The sequence below is a fragment of the Gardnerella sp. KA01000 genome (genome assembly GCF_049244035.1).
In the GTDB taxonomy this organism is placed as follows: Bacteria; Actinomycetota; Actinomycetes; order Actinomycetales; family Bifidobacteriaceae; genus Bifidobacterium; species Bifidobacterium leopoldii.
The window spans coordinates 136,332-159,424 of record NZ_CP058367.1 but is presented as its reverse complement, the minus strand read 5'-3'; the positions used below and the strand labels follow the sequence as shown (position 1 = coordinate 159,424).

General features: G+C 43.0%; 19 protein-coding genes and 1 other RNA gene. 5 read left to right on the top strand and 15 right to left on the bottom strand.

The window, feature by feature from the left end:
• Window positions 1-4: 4 nt before the first annotated feature.
• Window positions 5-1,876, bottom strand: a complete 1,872-nt coding sequence (metG, locus tag HXT58_RS00645) for a methionine--tRNA ligase (protein WP_421775633.1) — start codon at window positions 1,874-1,876, stop codon at window positions 5-7.
• Between the two features lie 304 nt (window positions 1,877-2,180).
• Between metG and HXT58_RS00640 the strand changes: the two genes are divergently transcribed.
• Both HXT58_RS00640 and HXT58_RS00635 read left to right on the top strand, forming a co-directional pair.
• Complete coding sequence (locus tag HXT58_RS00640; RefSeq protein WP_004118483.1) at window positions 2,181-2,807, top strand: hypothetical protein; 627 nt, start codon at window positions 2,181-2,183, stop codon at window positions 2,805-2,807.
• Complete coding sequence (locus HXT58_RS00635; RefSeq protein ID WP_004118480.1) at window positions 2,798-3,061, top strand: hypothetical protein; 264 nt, start codon at window positions 2,798-2,800, stop codon at window positions 3,059-3,061. Before HXT58_RS00640 ends, HXT58_RS00635 begins: the two co-directional genes overlap by 10 nt.
• Before the next feature lie 32 nt (window positions 3,062-3,093).
• Here the strand turns inward: HXT58_RS00635 and rsmI are convergent, their stop codons facing one another.
• Window positions 3,094-3,996, bottom strand: coding sequence for a 16S rRNA (cytidine(1402)-2'-O)-methyltransferase (rsmI, locus tag HXT58_RS00630; RefSeq protein WP_410295750.1), 903 nt, complete (start codon window positions 3,994-3,996; stop codon window positions 3,094-3,096).
• 129 nt (window positions 3,997-4,125) lie between these two features.
• Between rsmI and HXT58_RS00625 the strand changes: the two genes are divergently transcribed.
• Window positions 4,126-4,968, top strand: coding sequence for an alpha/beta hydrolase (locus HXT58_RS00625; protein ID WP_101886197.1), 843 nt, complete (start codon window positions 4,126-4,128; stop codon window positions 4,966-4,968).
• Window positions 4,969-5,183: 215 nt separating this feature from the next.
• On the opposite strand, the gene HXT58_RS00620 is transcribed toward HXT58_RS00625, so the two are convergent.
• The 7 genes from HXT58_RS00620 to ptsP form a co-directional block, all read right to left on the bottom strand.
• Window positions 5,184-6,701: a formate--tetrahydrofolate ligase gene (locus HXT58_RS00620; protein WP_415706139.1), complete on the bottom strand. Its 1,518-nt coding sequence runs from the start codon at window positions 6,699-6,701 to the stop codon at window positions 5,184-5,186.
• 228 nt (window positions 6,702-6,929) lie between these two features.
• Window positions 6,930-8,537, bottom strand: a complete 1,608-nt coding sequence (locus HXT58_RS00615; protein ID WP_415706100.1) for a C69 family dipeptidase — start codon at window positions 8,535-8,537, stop codon at window positions 6,930-6,932.
• 112 nt (window positions 8,538-8,649) lie between these two features.
• Window positions 8,650-9,201 carry a YbhB/YbcL family Raf kinase inhibitor-like protein gene (locus HXT58_RS00610; protein ID WP_117008975.1) on the bottom strand — a complete coding sequence of 184 codons (552 nt, stop codon included), beginning with the start codon at window positions 9,199-9,201 and terminating at the stop codon, window positions 8,650-8,652.
• Between the two features lie 224 nt (window positions 9,202-9,425).
• Window positions 9,426-10,958, bottom strand: a complete 1,533-nt coding sequence (locus tag HXT58_RS00605) for a PTS ascorbate transporter subunit IIC (protein WP_004104741.1) — start codon at window positions 10,956-10,958, stop codon at window positions 9,426-9,428.
• Window positions 10,959-11,074: 116 nt separating this feature from the next.
• The gene (locus HXT58_RS00600) at window positions 11,075-11,344 is read right to left on the bottom strand and encodes a PTS sugar transporter subunit IIB (protein WP_004104746.1); all 270 of its coding nucleotides are present in this window, start codon (window positions 11,342-11,344) and stop codon (window positions 11,075-11,077) included.
• A gap of 63 nt (window positions 11,345-11,407) precedes the next feature.
• On the bottom strand, window positions 11,408-11,857 hold the full coding sequence (locus HXT58_RS00595; protein WP_410295747.1) for a PTS sugar transporter subunit IIA: 450 nt from the start codon (window positions 11,855-11,857) through the stop codon (window positions 11,408-11,410).
• A 104-nt stretch (window positions 11,858-11,961) separates the two neighbouring features.
• Window positions 11,962-13,620, bottom strand: a complete 1,659-nt coding sequence (gene ptsP / locus HXT58_RS00590) for a phosphoenolpyruvate--protein phosphotransferase (RefSeq protein ID WP_415706098.1) — start codon at window positions 13,618-13,620, stop codon at window positions 11,962-11,964.
• Window positions 13,621-13,895: 275 nt separating this feature from the next.
• Here ptsP and HXT58_RS00585 point away from each other — a divergent pair, with 275 nt between their 5' ends.
• Window positions 13,896-14,162 carry an HPr family phosphocarrier protein gene (locus HXT58_RS00585; RefSeq protein WP_004104751.1) on the top strand — a complete coding sequence of 89 codons (267 nt, stop codon included), beginning with the start codon at window positions 13,896-13,898 and terminating at the stop codon, window positions 14,160-14,162.
• A gap of 99 nt (window positions 14,163-14,261) precedes the next feature.
• Window positions 14,262-15,341: a LacI family DNA-binding transcriptional regulator gene (locus HXT58_RS00580; RefSeq protein WP_415706096.1), complete on the top strand. Its 1,080-nt coding sequence runs from the start codon at window positions 14,262-14,264 to the stop codon at window positions 15,339-15,341.
• A 12-nt stretch (window positions 15,342-15,353) separates the two neighbouring features.
• Here HXT58_RS00580 and HXT58_RS00575 read toward each other — a convergent pair whose 3' ends face one another.
• From HXT58_RS00575 to HXT58_RS00550, 6 genes are all read right to left on the bottom strand, one after another.
• A complete protein-coding gene (locus tag HXT58_RS00575; protein ID WP_415706094.1) occupies window positions 15,354-16,532 on the bottom strand; it encodes a DNA polymerase III subunit delta' in 1,179 nt (392 codons plus the stop codon).
• 54 nt (window positions 16,533-16,586) lie between these two features.
• Window positions 16,587-17,291: a dTMP kinase gene (gene tmk, locus HXT58_RS00570; protein WP_180946759.1), complete on the bottom strand. Its 705-nt coding sequence runs from the start codon at window positions 17,289-17,291 to the stop codon at window positions 16,587-16,589.
• Between the two features lie 46 nt (window positions 17,292-17,337).
• Complete coding sequence (gene topA, locus HXT58_RS00565; RefSeq protein ID WP_415706092.1) at window positions 17,338-20,193, bottom strand: type I DNA topoisomerase; 2,856 nt, start codon at window positions 20,191-20,193, stop codon at window positions 17,338-17,340.
• A gap of 131 nt (window positions 20,194-20,324) precedes the next feature.
• Window positions 20,325-21,632: a phosphatase PAP2 family protein gene (locus HXT58_RS00560; protein WP_415706090.1), complete on the bottom strand. Its 1,308-nt coding sequence runs from the start codon at window positions 21,630-21,632 to the stop codon at window positions 20,325-20,327.
• Window positions 21,633-21,677: 45 nt separating this feature from the next.
• Window positions 21,678-21,774, bottom strand: an RNA gene (gene ffs / locus HXT58_RS00555) — signal recognition particle sRNA small type.
• A 41-nt stretch (window positions 21,775-21,815) separates the two neighbouring features.
• Window positions 21,816-22,958 (bottom strand): inositol-3-phosphate synthase, encoded by a 1,143-nt coding sequence (locus HXT58_RS00550; protein ID WP_004118456.1) that lies wholly within the window; start codon window positions 22,956-22,958, stop codon window positions 21,816-21,818.
• Between the last annotated feature and the right edge of the window lie 135 nt (window positions 22,959-23,093).

Here is a 23,093-nt window from a genome sequence, read left to right as displayed (position 1 = left end):
CAACCTATTTCTCACTATTTTCCAAAGATTTTTTTGCTGCAGCAAGTCTTTCTGCCTCGACACGCTGACGCTCGGACAAAGCAGATGCGAAACGCTCAAGCTCCTCCTCAACTGCTTCTTTTGGAATCTTGGCAAAAATAGGACTTGGCTTAGGCACAGGCGTACCTGCTACCAACTCCTCACTCTCCCAAGGATGAACAGTTTCCCCCAAGCGATAATCGCCCGTAATAATCGGATACTTGAAGTCTGGATTATCCAAATCTTCAACTTCTTCAATATGAGGCAAAGGCGAGAATACGCCAGTGCCACCAAGTGCTTCCCAAACTTTTTGAGCTGCATGAGGCAAGAATGGCGCAAGCAGATGATTAGCATCCGAAACAGCCTGAGCTGCAACATGCAACACAGTACCAAGGCGAGCCTCATCATCTTTAATTTTCCAAGGCTCAGTTGCAGAAATATATTTATTAATATCCGCAACTACTCGCATTGCTTCAGTAAGAGCATTCTTCTGACGATGACGCTCAATCAAACTACCGACCAAAGCAAAAGCATCAGAAGTTTGATCGAGAAGAGCGCGATCCATTGCAGTCATAGAATCTTCGTCAAGAGGAGGGATTACACCAAAGTTCTTATTAATAAGATTTGCCACACGATTGACAAGATTACCCCAGCTTGCAGCAAGCTCTTCGTTATTATGGCGAGCAAACTCAGCCCAAGTAAAATCAGCATCAGAATTTTCTGGACCAGCAATAGAAATGTAGTAACGCACAGCATCTACAGGGTAACGCGCCAAAATATCCTTCACATAAATCACGATTCCGCGCGAAGAGCTGAACTTCTTGCCTTCCATAGTCATGAACTCAGAAGCAACAACCTGTTCAGGCATGTTCAATGGACCATAAACGCCAGCCTCACCACCTTTAGAACCAGCACCGTTGTAGGCAAGCATTTCCGAAGGCCAAATCTGAGAATGGAAAGTAATGTTATCTTTGCCCATGAAGTAGTATCCAGGAGACTTAGGATCACACCACCAATCACACCAAGCGTCTGGCTTGCCTTGTCGACGAGCCCATTCAATAGATGCAGACAAGTATCCAATAACAGCGTCAAACCACACATACAGACGCTTATTCGGATTATCAATCCATCCTTCAACAGGAACAGGAATACCCCAATCAATATCGCGCGTAATAGCTCGCGGCTTTACTTCATTAAATAATCCAAGCGAGAAATTAATAACATTCGTGCGCCAACCTTCGCGAGAATGAAGCCAATTAACATTCGCCTCAGCCAAAGCAGGCAGGTCTAGGAAATAATGTTCAGTTTCTTCAAAGCGCGGAGTTTCACCATTAATTTTAGAAACTGGATTAATAAGCTCATCCGGATCAAGCTCGTTTCCACAAGCATCACATTGATCGCCACGAGCACCATCTGCGCCACACAATGGGCATGTGCCTTCAATATAACGATCTGGCAAAGTACGACCAGTGGAAGGAGAAATAGCAACCTTCTGAGTGCCCTTGTAAATATAGCCGTTCTTTAAGCACTGACGGAACATTTCTTGCACAACATGCTCGTGATTTGCAGTAGTAGTACGCGTGAACAAATCGTAGCTCAAACCTAAATCGCACAAATCCTTAGTAATCACACGATTATAACGATTAGCAAGCTCTTGTGCAGAAACGCCTTCCTTATCTGCTTCAACCAAAATAGGTGTGCCGTGCTCATCCGTGCCAGACACCATTAATACGTCATTACCTTTCATGCGCTCGTAACGCGCATACACGTCCGACGGAACCCCGAAACCTGCAACGTGACCAATATGACGAGGGCCGTTAGCATACGGCCAAGCAACATTCACCAAAATATGACTCATAGACAATTATTATCTTGTTCAACGCGGACAGTACATAAGAACATTGCAAAAAGAATCTCAAAATATACGAGAAAACACGCTGAATAACAAGCCTCACACGAGTTCATCCACATATCCACAAGTTATAAAACCAGCCTGGAATTGAAGCAAATATAAACATAATCTCAACTTATGCATTACGAAACTTATTCACTACAAAGCATGAATTACAAAATATGCGTTAGAAAAACAACAATATGTGCGATACACATTGTAAATAGTCGCGCTAAAAAATAAATATGCAAAAAGAAAGGATTGAGGAAAATTGAAAAAACAACAAAACATACGCGATTTATTGGATATTTGCGAAGAAGCACAAACACAATTCCCGGAATTACTTGACGACAACCATTTACCAGGCCCAATGTGCATGAAAAAACTTTCTCAAATTGGCGTATTCAATAGGCTTGATTTAAATGCAGGATATTCAAATAAAGCAGCTATTTCCACTCAAGGAAGAAGTAATATTGTGAGCAATCTTATACCTACAGAAAGCATAGCCTGCTTATTTACTGCAGCATGGGTTTGGATAGGAGGCAATTTTCCTGAAAATATAGATGTTATTGATTATGGGCATAGAAGAAAAAAGCCGCACGGCCATGCAATCCGAGCATTTCGAAGACACTTAAACAATGAAGAATACGTAATACTTGGAAAAATTAGAATAACAACGCCAGAACGAACAATTTGCGATTTAGCGTACACTCCAAGCGAAAACGAAGAGTACGAACCTTATAGAAAAGATATTGCTCACTTATTGATATCTAAATACAGCATTGACTTGCGAAAATGCAAACATACTATTGACGGAAACCCATATTTCCCAGGCTCAATACATGCAAGAAATTGGATACGAAACATTGCGAAAGAAGCAAACAAACCATGGAAATAAAGAACTCTTATGCAACTAAAACAAGCAGCCCTCCAAAACCACCTATAATACTCACGCCATATGTTGCTATCGACCCTGCAACAAAAACGGAAGTGCTATGGTATATCGCGCAAAAAATACCAGAACTTCGCAAATGGATTATTGCAAACCCTTCAGCAGACGCGCAAATTTTAGAATATATTTCTCAACAAGGTGGACCTGACGTTCGTTACAGTTTTGAAGTGCTATTTTCTGCGTATGACAGCAATGAATAGAAAGCAAAAAAATAGTAGCAAAAGCAGAAATCTTATTTTTGATCAGGTTTATGCTCAAGACAAGACGCGTAAACTTGCTTACGATTAGCAAAAGATCCGTCAGCAAACGGATGCTCTTTTACTACTTTCGTAATGGCTTCTTTTATGCGCAAGCCTTCGGAATCTGCACATTCAAGCGAAAGCTTTGCAAGAGCATCAATGCTTAAATCTGTGCTTTCAGACTGTACTTCTTCGTCACTTGCACCACCGATAACTAAAACTATTTCGCCTCGAGGAGGATCCGCTAAAACACCATCGTGAATACTTTGCACAGTTCCACGACGAATTTCCTCAAAATCTTTTGTAAGTTCACGGCATAACGCCATTGGACGATTAGAGCCAAGTACTGCCAATATGTCTTCCATTGCTTCTGCAATACGATGTGGAGCCTCATAAAATACTATTGTTCGTCGCTCGGCTTTAAGCGAGCGCAAATGCTGTTGACGCTCACCAGATTTACGAGGCAAAAAGCCTTCATAACAGAAGCGATCAGTTGGCAATCCAGAAAGAGCAAGCGCATCTAAAACTGCACTAGGACCAGGCGCGCAAGTAACAGGCAAATCGCGCTCTATTGCACGTCGAACAACAGCAAGACCCGGGTCGTTAATTGTAGGCATACCTGCGTCTGAAACAACAAGAACAGTGCTGCCCTGCTCAACTTTGTCTAGCAAGCCATCTGCCTTGTTGCGCTCATTATGATCGTGATATGCGATTACGCTACCAGAAACATGTACGCCAAGGCGATTCGCTAAATCATAAAGCCTACGCGTGTCTTCAGCAGCAACAATATCAGCAGTTTTAAGAAGATTAATTAATCGTGCAGAAGCGTCTGCCATATTCCCAATAGGCGTAGCAGCTAAAACAACCTTACCTAAATTATCTTCTTCATCACACATCTTGAATCTCCTTATAAAACTTCTTAAAACTCTACACGAATTTATAAAAGAACGCACTTACAAAGCGAGGTATTTGATTAGAATTATGCTTAGTGTAATTGCAATATAAGCGAAACGAAAAGAGACACTATGAAGATTATAAATCAGAAAATAAAAAGTACAGATGGAAGCGATGCGCAGCTTATTGGATATATTTTAGACGATAATTTAGATAGCGAAGGCTTACAAAACCGTCCTGCAATTTTAATCTTGCCAGGCGGAGGTTTCTTGCGCGTCTCAAATCGTGAAGCAGAGCCTGTTGCCATGAAGTTTGCTGCAGAAGGATTCCACACTTTTGTGTTGCGATACTCGCTTACTCCAAGCACGTACCCAACTCAGCTTTTAGAAGCCGCAGAAGCGATGAGCTTGATTCGCAAAAACGCAAAAGAATGGCACGTAGATGCGCAAAAAATTGCAATTATTGGATTCTCCGCTGGAGGGCATGTGGCTGCAAACCTTGCAACTAGTGTTAGCGACGAAGTTGAGGAAGCAAACGGATATACGGCTGATGACGTGCGTCCAAATGCGCTTATGCTCGCATATCCTGTTATTTCTGCTGGAAAATATGCGCATAAGCCAACTTTCGATCGTCTATTTGGAGAAGTTAGCGACGAAAAGCGAACTGAACTCGTCAACAAACTTTCGCTGGAAAATCACGTGGATCGCAAAACTCCACCTGTATTTGTATGGCAAACTGTTACTGATCAAACAGTTCCAGTAGAAAATTCAATAATGTTTGTGAACGCTTGCGTTGAAGCTGGAGTAAGTGTTGAAGCTCACCTGTTCCCTAAAGGACCGCACGGCTTAGCTTTGGCAGTTAAAGAAACAGCAAAACGCGATGAAAATGGCGCAGTAATTCCTGAATTTGTGCAGCCAGAAGTTCAGCAGTGGGTTAAGCTTGCTTGCGATTGGTTGCATCGCACTTTTGCGTGATTTAACTTCAACACTCCCGCGTTTGTTCCCTTTTCGACCCATTTGGTAAACAAAACGCGGAAACAAAAAGCGGAAACAACAGACGAAACACAAGGCAAAAACAAAAACGTCGTCTACACGCCATAAGGGGCATGTTGACGACGTTTTGTTACTTGCTATCAATAAGTAATTTTAAGTAATCTCAATATTTAAGAGAAAATTACACTATTAATATTTCACACGATTTTTGGCATTGGAGTTGTTAGTGAAGATGTGAGATTTACCTGCACAACTCCAGCTCCAGCGTGAACTTCCACTTTCTTCAATGTCACAGTGCGCTCTTCAGCAGGCTTATGATCGTCGTCAGTCATAGTTGCAGGAGATTTAACAGCAACAAGCGCAAGGTCATCGAAAATAACTCCAGAATTTGCACACAAATCCTGCGCTTCTTTCAATGAATCAGCAAAACCTGCTTTGTCGATCACACGCTCAACAGGAACACCGTAAGCTTCTGCACACAACAAGTTAATTCGCTCCCTAAGCGTCTTTCCACGCCTACTTTCTGGAACTTTCGTTTCAACATCATCAGTTATTGCAGACACAAAATCGTCCAGCTGATTTGCCAAACCATCGCCACCATCGCGGAATAAATTGCCAACAATAGGCTTTCTGAATCCTAAAGACTTGGCTTGTTCCAACAATTCAGGCACTTGATCATCCTCGCCTTCCCACAAATTAATCAACGGGAACGTAGGGATATTAAGAGATTCCAAACGAGAAACATGGAATGGGTAACGCCAAGCCAAAGTTTCGTCATCTCGCCAAGTAGTTGCGCGAGTAACTACAACTGCAGCAGCAGGCCACTTTGCACCAAACTCGCGAGCAGCAATATCTAACCACTTTTGAGCACCAGCATCCGTGCCATAACCTGCTTCCACCACTACAACATCATGCTCAGCGCAAGCCATTTCAACGCTTACAAGGCTTGGAATACCAAGCGAAACGTTCGCAAACGGGCCGCAATGGACGTAGATTGGAGAACCATTAATCGTCTCAGTTTTAGCAGGCTTTACAGCGTCGGCAAGAATATTGGTGATTCGCCACAAATCCACAAACTCACCAAACTTAACAGGCTTACCGTCTTTTGTGCCAGCAATCATTGAAGAAACACGATGAGAAATCTCGTCCATACTGCGCGACAACACTACGATTTGCATAAGCTCGCAAGTTGGCGTCAAAACAACGCGCTCAGGAACAGTCCCCTTGCCAAAATCAACAGCAATGCTTCGCAAAGATCGCGAAGGAACTTCACTAACTCGAGGAACTAAAATAGTATCAAGAATACCCTCGTCGACTGCTTTTTCCGCAAACGACACAAGCAAATTCTGCGCGCAAGCAATAGCAGCCATTTCACCACACAGGCCCCAGTCAATCAACTCAGGGTGAGAAAGCGAAGACTTACCGCCACCACTTGCACCGCCTTTAGAACCAGCAGCCGTAATGCCCATGCTTGGCTGACGAAGAACTGCAGCTGCGTCTACACCGCGCTCACGCAATGCATCAACTAACGCAATAGTTGTAGTTGTTTTACCTTCTCCACGAGAAGCTTTTAAAGGAGTATCAGCAGTAACAAGCAGAACCTTACCGCGCTTCCTAGGCTCCTCTGGATGTTGCTTTAAATAATCCAAGTACCCAAAGGCATCAATTTTTTTAACCAAACCGAATGTTGTAGTGTATGAATCAAGAATGCTCATGTACCCCTCTTTCATAGGCATATTGGCACAACTATGCATGCGGATAATGTTAATTACATGATTCATACTATACGATTGTTTGTTCGTAGCATAGCCACCACACGCAATATCTATACGCGTTATTATCAACGTCTATAGCAAAATAACAAAAGATAACAAAAATGCCTTCCGTGTGAAATAAAAAGTTCATTTCTTAGGAAGGCATTTAATTTTTAATAAAATTTAAATTTAGTGATCAGAACGATTAAAACCATTCTTCATACGCATGCTAGTGATGTACAGCACCGTGTCAAGCAAAGAATCGGTTTCTTTCTTCAGCTTTGCTGCCATATCGTCATTTGCTTCAGCCAAAGCCTCGCGCACTTTGTCGTTGCGAAGCTCGGCAATAATAGCTTCAGGATCGCGAACTAAATCATCGTAATCTTCGCCTTCATCACCTTCACGTTCTGGCTCGTAATCAGCCAAATCAACGCCAAGAAGATCTGCCATGGCAGCATCCGTAGACTTGACCATTGCGTGACCAAGGGAACCGACAACTTCTTGGTAGCGCTCAATCGCGTTTGCAGTGTCGTTAAATGCGGCATCCGCAAGAGCAGCAATAATGCGATTCTCCCAATAGAAGTTTTCGCTTGTTACGCGAGTAGTCGTATCTTCCAAATACTTTGGAGTGCGATTTACGTTTGGATAGAACGGAATCAAAGAATTGAAAGGATTAGAACCGTAAGTAATCCACTGAATTGCACGCATTGCTTCCGGCATGTAAGGGCGGATTTGCATTACAGCAAGCTCGCTTTGGCGATTAATTCCGATTGGACGCAACATATGACGAGTATGCTCATCTCCAAGATTGCCGTAAGGATCATACTCAGTGCCCTGATAGTGAGAGCTTAAAACGTACTTAATATCCTCAACAGTCACTTTACGCTCAGGCTGGCGAGCCCAAGGAATATCGTTGCTGTCCGGACGATGATCAGCGTCTTTACCATCCCACACTTCGTCATACGGATTCAAGAAGCGCTCCATGAACCATGCGCGAGGAGTGTTGTACACGTGGTCAGCATCCGAATGAGAGCCAAAAGCATCACGAGGGTTAAACGGAGAAGCGTTTTCCACCGACAAATCCAAGTGATTTTCTTCAATAAACTCAAGCAAATCAGCCGAGCACATATGCTCTTCTTGAAGATCAAAAGCATCATCTAAATCGAACTCGTCAATTCCGAGCTGGTTTGGCATAACAACATAAGCTTCATCCGGCACACGCTTAGCAATCCAATGATGACCACCGACAGTTTCAAACCACCAAATCTCGTTCACATCCGAAAATGCAACGCCATTCATCTCATAAGTGCCGTACTTTTCAAGCAATGCACCCAAACGCTCAACGCCTTCGCGAGCGCTACGAATATAAGGCAAAACAAGCGTTAAGAAATCTTCTTCGCCAATTCCACCCGGCACTTCCGGCTTGTAGTCAGCATCTCCAACTTTGCCTTGTTCTTTTTGAAGTTCAACCATTGGATCTGCGCCTAACACGCGCTCGTTGGACGTAAGCGTTTCAGTTGCGCTCATTGCAACATTTGCTTCGTTAACGCCAGCTTCTCCCCAAATTCCTTCGCGCAAGTCTGCATTTGGCACGCTTGTGTATTGCATTGGATTATCCGGCAACTCGACTGTTACGTGGCTAAGAACAGACTTATAAACGCGAGGCTGATCTTCCGGCTTTACTACCACTAAACGCTTCGGATTAAACTCGCCATTTGCCGAGTCTTCGTTACGCGCAATAAGCGTGGATCCGTCGTAACTTGCTTTTCGACCAACAAGAATTGTTGTGCATGCCATATTTGCATCCTCTGTTTTTAGATTTTATATTTTATTTTTTAGATTTGTTACTGTTTGATTCTAACGCTTAGGCGTTAACTGCTAACCTAATTGGTTGCTCTTGTGCTTGCGTTTAGGCTTTACCAGTAAGGAACATTCCACCAGCGTCTACACCTGAATTTACATTTCTTACTTCGCGTAACAATTCATTCATGTAGAATCCCGGCTTAAGATTTGGCAAAGGCTTTTCTGTGCCAAAAACTTCAAACATGTATTCATGATCTTTATCAGGAGGCTGAGGACCGTTGTAACGCATAGTAATTGCTGGATCATTGCAGCCAATAAATCTGCTTGCTTGCGAGTTGCGTCCTTGAAGAGCTTCCGGAATCATAGAAGTCATTGTGCGAGAAAAATCTTCCGGTATTTGTAAAGCGTGAGAGTCGTTAAAATCAAACATTAACGCTTCAACAGGCACATTTGCAGCAGTCCAGTGAATCCATTCAAAACCGCATACCGGTATTGCATCGTCGTCAACAAAACGCCAATGCAAATAATGCACAAAAGACGGCATATTATCAACGTAAAACGGGAAAGAAACTACCGGCACTCCGCTGATCTTATTCTGCTCCGGCGCAGCTTTAGAATAATCATCCGGAATGGTAGTGAAATCTGTAGAAATATTCATAATTTAAGTATCTACCATTACACAACACTAATCAACTGCGCGAGTAACAAATAAACGCGAATGTTCGCGCAATCTAATTGTTCAAGCAGATCGTGGCACTCAAGCAAAAACAACACTAAGAAACAACGCTAACTGCATAATTTGACGGTCAATATAAAACGTGCGCCCAGAGAAATCTAAACTGGGCGCATTAACTAAAATGTGATTTTTTTACTGTACTCTATTTATTTTGTAGCAGCCTCCTCATGAGTTTCAGCAGCCTTAGCTGCCACAGCTGCTTTCTTAGCAGCACGCTCTTGCTTCTTAATTCCTTCAATGAACTCAGCATGCTTTACTGCAGGAAGCCAGCCAGTGTTAACAACCTTAACCTGCCATACCCAAGCCAAGGCAAACAGAATAACAGCAACAATAATCAAGCTTATAGCACCAACGCCAGCACCGAGGTGAGCGAAGTTACCAACAACAGTGCCAACCCAACCAAAGTCAGCATCGCCGAAGGTGGAATTTGCCAAGCCGAAGGAACCCATAACAGTAAGCAATACTGCTGGAAGGAATGTAATAATTAAACCGTTAATAAAACCACCGAGAATAGCACCACGGCGACCACCGGTTGCATTACCAAACACGCCTGCACCACCACCATCGAAGAAGTGAGGCACCATTCCTGGGAGAATCAATGCCAATCCCCAAGCTGGACCCATCCAAATTGCAATAAGTCCGAGAGCTACAAGACCTCCAACGAAGGAAGACAAGAAGCCAATAAGAGAAGCATTAGCACCGTATGGGAATACGATTGGAATATCCAATGCTGGACGAGCGCCTGGAACGACCTTGTTAGCAATGCCCTGGAATGCAGGAACCAATTCACCTAAAATGATACGAACACCATAAAGGATGACACTAACACCAATTCCAAATTGCAAAGCCTGAGCAAAAGCCGCCATGTAGAAGGCACTATAGTCCGTAGGGTGAGACGCGAAAATCTTGAAGAGTTCCTTTACTGGCAACACAACCGAAGCCCACACCGCGAATACCAAATACAGCACAACCATCAACAAAGTCGTGGAGACCATTGAATCACGCAAGAAGCTCAAACCCTTAGGGAAGTTAATATCTTCAGTAGACTTAGACTTCTTACCAACAGCAGCACCAACAGCACCAGAAACAATGTAGCTTAAAGAGTTAAAGTGACCAATCGAGAGCTTATCGCTACCAGTAATACGGTTCATAAAAGGCTGCGCAAAAGCTGGCAGAACAACCATAACCGTTGCCATAATGACAGAGCCGACAATAACAATAAGCAACTGGTTGCCTGCACCAAAACCAACGGAAAGAACTAGAGCCAAAAGCATAGACATAAACACCATGTGGTGACCAGTCAAGAATATGTACTTCAAAGGAGTAAAGCGTGCAGCAAGAAGCATAAGAACGAAGCTGAGCACAATAATGTATGCAGAAGTAGCACCGTACTGACCTGCAGCCTGAGCAGTAATAACCTCATTCGTAGGTACAACACCATGAGCACCAGTAGACTTCAAAACCAAGTCACCAAATGGAGCAAGTGCACCAACAACAACGCCAGCACCTGCACCCAAAATGAGGTAACCCATAGCAGCTTTTAAGCCGCCTGCAATCACTTGTCCTGCACTACGTTTGAGCGCGATAAGACCGATTGCCGCAATAATACCAATCAAATAAGCCGGCACATTCAAAATCTGCTGACTTATGAAATTTAAAACCTGAACTACAATGTTCATCTTATTTCCTTCTTTTTATTTAGAAAAAGCGAATAGCGCATGAAATAACAGTACGACTATGCCAAAGCAGTAAGCACGTAATCAGCATAATCAAACGTTTATTTGTTACACATAATTTATGCGTAACGCTCAAGCACACCCTTCACCTCTTCAACATCCATGAAATTTTCAATTGTTTCTACAGGAGTGGTAGTGCCCTCAAGCTCTGGAGCAAGCTGAGGAGAAGTGAGCACAAGATCATTCATATTCGCAGTACCTTTTGCACTTCCCGCATCGGAAGTAGTAACTGTAACATCAAGACCTAAGTCTGCTGCCGCAGCCTCAACATTGATTTTTAAAAGTACAGACGTGCCAATGCCGTTTCCGCATACACATAGAATATTCATAAATAACCTCTTTCGTTGAGTTGTATTTTTTTAATTTTGCAAAATTAATTAATTCTTTAGTATTTAACTTTTAAGAATTGCGCGAATTTCTTTAGCGTTTTTTGCTTGCGCAAGTTCTCTAGTCTTCACAGGATTAGACAAAGCTGCAGCAACCGCGGACATAACGCCAATATGCTCATTTTCATCGTGACCTGCAAGACCAATTACTAAAGAGACCGGATCGTTGGCAGTGTTACCAAATTTAACAGGCGTACTTAAACGAATCCAGCTCAAACCACTTTTTAACACTGCTTCCGACGGGCGCGAATGCGCCAAAGCCAAGCCTGGGGCAATAACAATATACGGGCCCATTTTCTCAACTGTTTCAATCATCTGATTCGTATATTCATCAGTAGTAAAGCCAGACTCCCTCAAAGCATTGCCTGCAAGACAAATAGCATCACGCCAATCTTTCGCTGCAATATCAAGGTTTACTGCAGAATCCGGGAGAAGCTCATCAATATCAGCACTCATATTTTCTCTTTTCTAAGCATGTTAACTATTCTTGATTATTTCTGATTGGTAATCGAATTTTTAATGTTCTTCGTAACGATCATATTTTGAATTACTCCCTTGGCTTATTCTTGCATGATTGAGTGGTAGAACTTTCCAGCTAAAGCCTCATGAGCTTTAGCCTTAGCTTCATCAAATGTAGTTTGAGCAAGTTCTGCTCGAACATCATCCAAAGCAACTGGCGTCATAGAAAGCGAGTTAATACCGAGACCTGTAAGAACAACCGCTAAATCTGGGTCTGCTGCAGCTTCTCCACACACTCCGACTGGCATACCATGTGTGTTACCAGCGTCTGCAATCATTTTGATCGCGCGCAACACTGCAGGGTGCCAAGCAGTTTGATAATTAGAAACAGACCCAAGGGTTCTATCTGCTGCAAGAGTGTATTGCGTCAAATCATTCGTTCCGATAGATACAAAATCAGCGACTTGAGCAACCTCCTCGGCAACAAGAGCGATAGAAGGCACCTCTGCCATAATGCCAACCTTTTTAAGACCTTTAGATTTACCAAGTTTTACAAAATATGCTGCTTCATGTTCGTCTGAAACCATTGGAGCCATCACCCATAAGTCAGCATTCGTCACAGCATCAGCACGAGATAATGCCTCCAGCTGACCATCTAGAACATCCATATGCTGTCTTAGAGTACGCAAACCTCGAAGTCCAAGAGCAGGATTTGGTTCATCTTCAGGAGTCAGGAATGGTAACGGCTTATCTGCTCCAGCATCGAGCAATCGAATAACAACTTTCTTGCCTTCAAACTGAGATAGTAACTCTGTATAAGATTCTGTTTGTTCTTCTATACTAGGCGGTTGCTCGTTACCAATAAACAGAAATTCCGTTCGGAATAGACCTACTCCTTCTGCTCCATACTCATGAGCAGTTACGGCATCTGAGGGCTTTCCTACATTTGCCAAAAGAGGAATCAAATGACCATCTTTTGTACTTCCAGGCAATCCACGCAATTCACGAGCGCGGCTTAAACGCTCACGAGACTCTTTAACATGCGCGATTTCTTCTTCACTAGGACTGCTTATAACATGACCATTAACGGCATCTACTACAACAATTTGATGATTCTTCAGCTGAGAGGCATCGTGTGCTCCAACAACAGCAACAATTCCACGAGCACGAGCAAGAATAGCAGTGTGACTTGTAGGACCACCATCAAGAGTGACAATTGCCTGAACCTTGCTTAAATCAAGTGAAGCTGTATCAGCAGGTGAAAGATCCTTAGCAACCAGTACAAAAGGCGAATCACTTTCCGGCACTCCAGGAGCTTCAACACCAATCAAAGATGCAATAACACGCTGGCCAACATCATGCAAATCTCCTGCACGCTCAGCCATGTAACCACCAAGATTACGCAACATGTCTTCAAATTGTGCGAACCCTTCCCAAGTGGCACGTTCAGCTGTTTTCCCCTTATCAATACCAGATTCAATTGCACTTATTAATGCTGGATCGATGGCCATCTGTGCAAGAGCTTGCATAATTGGTGCTGCCTTTCGAGTCCCCTCATCCTTTGCTTCAAGAGCCTCACTTGCACGATGGTTTAGGTCTTTATTTACTTCATTTAAAGCATTTTTAACAGCCTTTTTTGCATCCTCAGCCAACACACTAACAGCACGAGGAGAATCCTCTGGCTCATGCAAAGCAGGTGCCATACACAATACTTCACCATATGCCATCGAGCGCCCAATGCCAACACCAGTGATTACCATACTTAAAACCCTCCTTTAGGTTTAGAAACTTTATTACGGCCGCAACGCCGCATAAGCATTTCTTGTAGGTAAACGTTTCTTACTAATGAAACTATACACCATTAAAAATGTTGTTACAACAAGTGAAAACGTTTTCTGTATTTTTCAATTAATTATGCTACACTTAATGTTGAAAATAGCAAACAAAAAACCTTAAGAAAAAATATGGTTTGCTTTTATATGAAAAATAAAAAAATAAAAGCAGAATTTGTTAATTATTATTCAAAGGAGAAAAAATGGCAATTGCAACTCGTACTGTTACTATTGAAGACCCAGTTGGAATACATGCTCGCCCAGCGTCAGAATTTTCTCAAGCCGCAATGTCCTCAAATTGCATTGTAACGATTGCGAAAGGCGAAGGTGCCCCTGTAAGTGCGAATAGCATTCTTTCAATTATGGGATTGGGCATTACTAAAGGAGATTCAATCACAATTACCGTTGATGGTGAAGACGCTGAAAATGTAGCTAACAATCTTGTCGACGTAGTCACGAAAGGCGAATAATATAAATAAATAAGTGTACATAAACTGACAAATAAATAATATTCAATTTGCGGTGCTGTTTACCAATAATTACAGCACCGCACTTATTCGGGGGCAGATATGACAAATCAAACTAATCAAAACGCCTCCATAACTCATGTAGCAGCTCTTGCAAAAGTTTCAATTGCAACAGTATCTCGTGTACTTTCTGGTAGACGAGCCAAAGATGACGATATCGCAAAACGCGTAAGAAAAGCTGCAGAGCAGCTTAATTATTCAGTAAATTATGCAGCAAGCGCATTAAGAAGTGACACAACTAATACAATCGGCGTAGTAATGGGCACAAGCAACGTAGATGATTCATTCAGCATAAATATGCTTTCTGCATTGGATGAAGCAGCTCATGAAATAGATAAAATACTTCTTGTTGGAACTGGAAAAGACACAGAAGCTCAAGAAGAACGCATAGAAGAGCTTATTGGTCATAATGTTGACAGTCTTATTGTTATGCCATCTAACAATAGTGATTTAACAAAAACACTTGAAAACTACGTTGACAATCTTCCCATTGTGCAAATTGGTGGCACTACTACTTCATTCCACGTGAATTGGGTTGGCATGGATCAAGAATCAATGATGGAAGCCGCTTTGATACATCTTTCGCATCACGATGCCCATAATATTGCTTATTTAAGTGGAAATGTTGACTCCACACAAAGTGCAAACTTATTTGCCAATTTTCAGACTGCTGCAAGCCGATTAAGTTTACTTTCTGAGCCAGATTGGACAACTTTTGGAGAACTTACTTATCAACGTGGATTCAAGGATACAATGCGGCTTTTTTCTGATTCTACCGCTAAACAATCTCGCAAACCAGACGCTGTTATTTGCGCAAATGACGCTGTCGCACTTGGAGCACTTCTGGCTTTAGATGAGCTTTCTTTGCAAGTTCCGCAGGACGTTCTCGTAATAGGTTACGGAGATAGCAGACAGGCAGAAATATCTGAGCCAAAGCTTTCTTCAATCCGTCCTCCGTACCAGCAAATTGCGCGCGAAGCAATCCGCCTAACCGCTGTTAACAAATCAGAGCAACATTGGTTACCTGCACATATGGAGTTTAGACCGGAAATCATGCGACGCGAATCAACAAATTCACCAAGAATAGGCACAAGCGATATGTCACTTCCGTGGAGGATATGATACTTTTGCATCTCATTGACTTTGCAAAAGTGAGCAAAATAGTGCTTCAAAAACAAGAGTTGCATTACCATTTCTTGAAAGCCGACGACGAGCAGTAGCAATGCTGTCAACACAATCCAATGCACTACTTGCTGTCATGCTTTGTGCCAACTGGACAATTCTAGACTTGTATTCCTGATTTATAATCGGCGAAGACTTTTGCGCTTCGTTAATAACAACTAAAACATCTCTATACACGCTATCGATTGCGTCAAGAGAACGGCATAACACGTCACGACTTACACGAGTTACTTTACGTTTTATATCATCCTTTTTCCCAATTGCATTGTAGCTTGCGCGCAATTTGGGCGGAATGCGATCCTCATCGCCTAATCCGTTAATTCTGCGAAATTCTTTTTGTTGAGCCTCAACATTTCGCTGAACCTCATCTTCTGCTTGTGATTTTGCATCGTCAATAAGCATTGCAGCAAGCGTAATTGCGTCGGCAGCATCATGCATACGGAGCAGTCCTGCAATAAGCTCATCTCGCCTACTTAAAGCACGCTCATCGCTTGCGTAGATAAAAGCAGTTGCTATATTTCCTTGAGAAAGCCTGGCTGCACGATTTGCTAGCTTATTATCCGCATCCGTTTTTTTAGTAAGATATTCTGCTATAGACTGCTCGTTTGGAGTAGCTAATTGCACAAGTTGCGTACGCGAACGAATTGTTGGAAGAACATCCATAACACTTGAAGCGCATAAAAGCCAAATCGTATGCTCGCTTGGCTCTTCAATCTCTTTAAGAAGAACGTTTGTGCTACGTTCCAACATTCTGTCAACATCTTCAATAATTATGATTCGCCAAGGAGCAGTGCTAGGCATCTGCTCAGAAATCCCAATTGCCTCGCGTACATCGTCAATACTAAGAGTTACGCCTTTTGTTGCAAGCGTATGCACATCAGGATGCGATCCTGCTAAAACTTCTTTGGCAGTTTTACTAAGCTCATTTTCGCCGCTAATTCCATCACTGCCTTCTCCATGATCCGGACTTTCGAGAGCTGCAGCGAAAGCGCGCGCAACTTGCGCACTACCGAAGCCAGCAGCTCCGCAAATCAGCCAAGATTGCGCTATTTTGCTAGCATCCGCACAAGCAATTTTTCGCAATCGCGAAACTACCTGTTCTTGCCCAATAACGCTATCCCACACACTCATCGCTTCACCCCCTGCATAGCTTCTTTACTTCTTCACTTTATAAAATTCGCCACTTTATTTAGTTTCAATTTCTTCAATTAAGTTATGTACGTCTTGCACAATAAGTTCAGATAATGATTTCGCTGAGAACGTTGCGTCTAATACGCGATAACGATCTGCAGACTCCTGCGCCAAATCTAAAAATGCTTCTCTAGTGCGACGTGCGAAATCTATTCCAGCTGATTCCATGCGATCTTGCTCACGATGCAAACGCTTAAAAGCATCTTCCGGTTGCATATCTAGCAAATAAGTGCGATTAGGCCACAGAGAATCCGTTGCCCACTCACTTAAAGTTCGCACATCATCCATAGTCAATTCGCGACCGCCTGCTTGGTAAGCAAGCGAAGAATCAATATAACGATCCGTTATTACTACTGCACCGCGGCTAAGTGCAGGGCGAATTACTTGCGCAACATGCTGTGCACGATCCGCAGCAAAAAGCAAAGCTTCTGTTCTGGCAGATACACTCGTGCCATGCAACAGTATTTCGCGCAAAGTTTTACCCAACTGCGTACCGCCAGGCTCACGCGTCACTACAACTTCTCGCCCCAAAGATTGCAAATGATCCTTAAGGGCCTCAACTTGCGTAGTTTTACCAACGCCATCAATGCCCTCGAAAGAAATAAATAAGCCTTTATTTGCATAAGATTGCTCACTTCTGCAGCCGCAGTTTCCTCCGCAAGCGCAGCCACCAGAGAAATCGTCATTTTTAGATGCCATATTTTGACTCCATATGCAAGGTCTATTTAATCTTTAGATTTCATTCCTATGCTTTTTTAGCGGTAGATTTCTTTGAAGTAGTCTTCTTTGTAGAAGTTTTCTTTGCGGTAGATTTTTTCGCAGTAGACTTCTTTTCAGAAGATTTTGCAGTGCTCTTAGTCGCGCGCTTTTTGCGTTTTACGGGACCTGCGGCACGCTTTTGCGCCAAAAGTGCAAATGCATCCTGCGGATCAATCGATTCAGGCGTATACTGCTTTGGCAAAGTGCGATTCGTTTCGCCATCAGTAATATAAGCTCCGTAGAAACCATCCTTAATCACTACTGGCTTCCCAGTTTCAGGATCTGCACCAAGCTCACGAAGAGGCGGCTTGGCGGCACCACGAGTACGCTTACCGTACTTTGGTTGCGCAAATAAATCTTTCGCTTCCTGCAAAGTAACAGTAAAAATAGCATCTTCACTAGAAAGAGATCGCGTATCCGGCTTAGATTCCACAGTTTCTCCAGCAGAAGTATCTACAGCAGAATATGTTTTAGTTAAATATGGACCGTAACGACCATTATTTGCTTCGATACGAGCTAGTTTTACAACACCTTCTGCGTCAACTTCTTCATATTCGCCAACAAAACGTGGCAAATTCAAAAGTTGCAACGCTTCTTGCAAAGTCAAAGTCGCTGGATCCATGGTTTTAAACAAAGAAGCCATTTTTGGACGAGCCTTAGAAGACTTAGAAGCCTTAGAAGATTTAGAATCTTCCGCATTATTCTGATCTTCTACCAGTGCCACGTACGGCCCAAAACGACCATTGCGCACTTCTACATTCCCACCCGTTTCTGGATCTACTCCAAGCACACGTGGACCCTCAGCATTATTCTCAAGCAATTCTCGAGCAGCATCAACAGTTAACTCATCTGGAGCTAAAGTTTCTGGCAAAGAAGCATGACGAGGGTTGCCTTCAGCATCAAGATTCTTAATGTCTTCCAAGTAAGGACCATAGCGTCCAATACGCACATGCAAACCATCGCCAATGTCTATGGTATTTATTTCACGCGCATCAATCTCACCAAGCTCTGCAACCTGCTGTTGCAAACCAATATGAGCTTCATCAGCAGAATTAGCGGCACCTTCACCAGAACCGAAATAGAACCTAGTTAACCAATCGCGACCGGTTTCTTCACCGTGCGCAATTCTGTCCAAACCATTTTCCATATCAGCAGTAAACGCGTAATCAACATACTTCGGGAAATTCGCTTCCAAAAGCTTAATTACAGCAAAAGCAAGCCAAGAAGGAATTAACGCACGTCCACGCTCATAGACGTATCCGCGATCAATAATTGTGGAAATAATCGTTGCGTAAGTAGAAGGGCGGCCTATTTCCTTAGCTTCCAAAGTTTTAACTAAAGAAGCTTCAGTATATCTTGCAGGAGGCTGAGTTTCGTGAGAATCCGCACTAACACTTTTAGCTTCAAGAATATCCCCAGCTTGCATTTGAGGAAGCGCCTTATCGCTTTCACCTTCAGATGCATGTGCATTGCCAAAAACCTTCATAAAACCAGCAAAAGTAATTACTGTTCCAGAAGCTTGGAACAAAGCTTCTCCATATTCTCCAGCAGAAGCATTTAACTTAACAGTTGCTGTAAAACCTGTAGCATCAGCCATTTGTGACGCAAGGGTTCGTTGCCAAATAAGCGTATACAATTTCAGCTGATCCGCAGGTAATTTATCTGCAAGCTCGTCCGGGCTTAAGAAACGCGCTCCAGCAGGGCGAATACATTCATGAGCTTCCTGCGCTCCTGCAGACGTAGTTGCATACTGCTTAGGAGATTGCGAAACATACTCGTCGCCAAACGCTGCACGAGCGGCACTACGCGCAGCTTCGATAGCTTCTTTGGAAAGCGTTACGGAATCCGTACGCATGTAAGTGATATAGCCGTTTTCGTATAAAGATTGCGCAGCTCGCATAGTTTGGCGAGAGCTCATTGAAAGTCGGTTTCCAGCAGTTTGCTGCAAAGTTGATGTAGTAAAAGGTGGCAAAGGACGACGATGATACGGCTTCGTTTCCATAGAGTCAACTACAAAATCTGAATTTTCAAGAGCTTTAGAAAGCTTAGATGCAAAATCAGCATCAACATGCAAAGCTTTTTGTGATTCATCTTTTGTAGAAACCAACTCACCTTTTGAATTGAAATCTTTAGAACCAGCCAGACGGCGACCAGAAAGCTCGCTCATGCGCGCTTCAAAATCAACACTTTCACCATCTGAGCCTTTAGAACTTAAAATCGCGCTAATATCCCAGTAAGACGCCTTAGTAAACGCCATACGCTCGCGTTCACGCTCAACAATCAACCTAGTAGCAACAGACTGCACGCGTCCAGCAGAAAGACCAGGACCAACTTTTCTCCACAAAACAGGAGAAAGCTCATATCCATACAAACGGTCTAACACACGACGAGTTTCTTGCGCGTCAACCATATTGTCGTCAACATTTCGAGTATTACTGAGCGAGGCCTGAATTGCATCCTTAGTAATCTCATGAAACACCATGCGCTTTACTGGCACAGTTGGCTTCAATGCTTCTACCAAATGCCACGCAATAGCTTCACCTTCGCGATCCTCATCAGTTGCCAGATATAATTCGTCAGCTTTTGCGAGCGCAGACTTTAAATCGGAAACAGTTTTCTTTTTATCTGAGCCAACTACGTAATATGGCGCAAAACCATGATCGACATCTACACCAAACTTACCAAACGCCGCTTTGCGTGAGGCTGGAACTTGGCTTGGCTGAGCGAGATCGCGAATATGCCCAACTGAAGCCATGACGGTATATCCATTGCCTAAATACCCGCCAATTTTTCGCGCTTTCGTGGGAGACTCCACAATGACTAGCTTATTCTGTGCTGCCATATTCGCTCCTTTCCTAACACAATCGAACATATAATTCCGAACTATATGTTTCACGCTAACTGTATCGCAACTTAAGTTATACGTCTATTACATTCCACCTCGGTGGATAAAAGCAGATAGAGTAGACAATATTACTTAGAAGCAGATGGAGGCGTCGGCGGAGCGCCTACTAATCCAAGCCTACTCAACGGCGAAGCTGTAGAGTGACGCATTACCATAATTACGCCAAAAACAAGCAAAGACACGCCTATAATCAGCCAATAAGTTGCTACATAAGATACGCTTGCAGCCCATTGAGCAAAAATATCAACACCAGGAAGAATTTGCCATATTAAATAAAGTGCATACAAACACGCCAACACACCAATCGTAATCATAGAGCTTCCTACAATTTGAACGCTAATTGAGGAACGTCGATAAGCTGGCATATCCATTCCACTACTGCGAGTGCATGCGAGCATAATAAGCGTTACAGCACCAACGATAAGTACTGACATAAGAACGTCAGAAACTCTATGCCAATGTGCTGCAACCAAAGAAAGTTCCACAAGAATGCTTATAAAAGCTGCAGCTACCGCTGCCCATGCGCGCCAAACACGCGAAACTGCGCAAATAAGCAACGCACATGATGCAGTAATAAGTAGGGTATGACCTGAAGGTGCTGAATTTGCAGACAAATATTCAATACTTATAAGCATTGGGCGCGGAAGAATTTTTTTCAATGGTTCAGCAGCAGCCGAAAGAATAATAATCCCAGCACATTGACCAAGAAGCCACCAACGTTTACGAATACAAACTACTATGAGTGAAACAAGAGCAATTATTATGCCAGTAACTATAACAACCATAGAAACGCTTATAGGTCGCAAGCAAAATGCAAGCCAAGACGGCATACCATGGGAGCCAAATCCATCAATTACCATTTCTTCATAGCTTTGACCAAGTACTGTTTGCACACTAATAAACCATATGAACGCAGCAGAAGCCAGGAAAACAATTGCAATAGCAACACACCACAATATGGTAGATATTCGAGGACGCTTTACGAGCGGATCAAGCTGATCAATATCATCTGCATCCGATGAAGAATCTTCAAAAGATAACTGATTAGTTGAATACGACAAATCAGACAAATCAGACAAATCAGATTGACGTTTAGTTTGTTTCACAAACTGTTTTACAGACTGTTTAGAAGATTTCTCTTCAGTATTTTCTGGAAATAAAGGCGATATTTTTTCGTCATTATCCTCAGATGAGATTGGGGAAAATGGCGTAATCGTATTAATCGAATCCAAAGGATGCGAATAGTCACTACCTTCACTGTTGCGATTAATATCTTGCGAAGTTCCACCTACCGGCAGCGCATCATTTTCTCCAGCAGAATCATCATGCTGATTGTCAATGCTATTGGATTGAATTCCTGCAAATTCTTCACTCATACTTTAGACTTTACGACAGTATTTACGACCGCGCTAGTTTTACGCATAATAAAACCTCCGCGCACCCACCAGAGGCCACTTACCCTTGCTGCATTTCTGCCCTGGGGGGATTGGGTGACTTAGTGCCACACGGAGGCTTTATCTATATTACACGATTTTCGCTACATGTCGAGTAGTAATAAATTATGCGCGCCACACACTCTTGCCATGTTCTTTTGCAAATTCAGTATCTTCATCAAGCTGAGACTCGTTAGCTTCAACATCACCAGCAATATAGCGTTCAACTAATTGGCGAGCTTCACTATCTTCATGCTGAACTGCAGGAGACTTCATAAAGTATGAACTTGGAGCCAAAACCGGACCAGAAAGCTTGCGATCCAAAGCAATTTTTGCGGCTCGAACAGCATCGATAACAATTCCGGCAGAATTTGGAGAATCCCAAACCTCAAGCTTGTACTCCAAATTCAAAGGAACATCACCAAAAGTAGTACCTTCCAAACGCACGAAAGCAAACTTGCGATCATCCAACCAAGCTACGTAGTCTGAAGGCCCAATATGAACATTATGCTCATCCATTTCATGAGGCACGATTGAAGTTACTGCACGAGTCTTAGAAATCTTTTTAGACTCAAGTCTTGAACGCTGAAGCATGTTCATAAAGTCCATATTTCCGCCAACATTCAGCTGATACGTGCGATCCAAACGCACACCGCGATCCTCAAAAAGTCGTGCCATAACGCGGTGAGTAATAGTTGCACCTACCTGACTTTTAATGTCATCGCCAATAATAGGAACTCCAGCATCACGGAATTTTTGTGCCCATTCAGGATCAGAAGCAATAAAGACTGGCAGGCAGTTTACAAATGCACAGCCAGCTTCCATCGCAGCAGTCGCATAAGCTTTATCGGCTTGCTCAGATCCTACTGGAAGATAAGAAACAAGCACATCCACATGCTTATCTCGCAAAACTTGAGCAACGTCAACAGGTTCAGCCTCGGACTCATCGATCATTTCACGGTAGTAATCACCAAGACCGTCATAAGTTGGACCACGCAATACTTCTACACCCAAATTTGGTACATCAGCAAAACGAATTGTGTTATTTTGTGAAGCGCCAATTGCTTCACTTAAATCATGCCCAACCTTTAGAGAATCAACATCAAACGCCGCAACAAACTCAATATCGCGCACACGATACTGACCAAATACAGCGTGCATCAACCCTGGAATTTTCTCACCGTCATCAGCGTTTTTGTAATATTCAACGCCCTGAACCAGCGACGAAGCACAATTGCCGACACCGGCAATGGCAACGCGGATGCTCATATAGACTCCTTGCCCTGCAAAATAAGCGACATTACATTATGCCGCACCATACACATTTCATAATACTATTGCTTTAACAAATATGTACTAATATTCAATATTTTTAATCTTTTCCAAACAAAAACATGCTGTTTT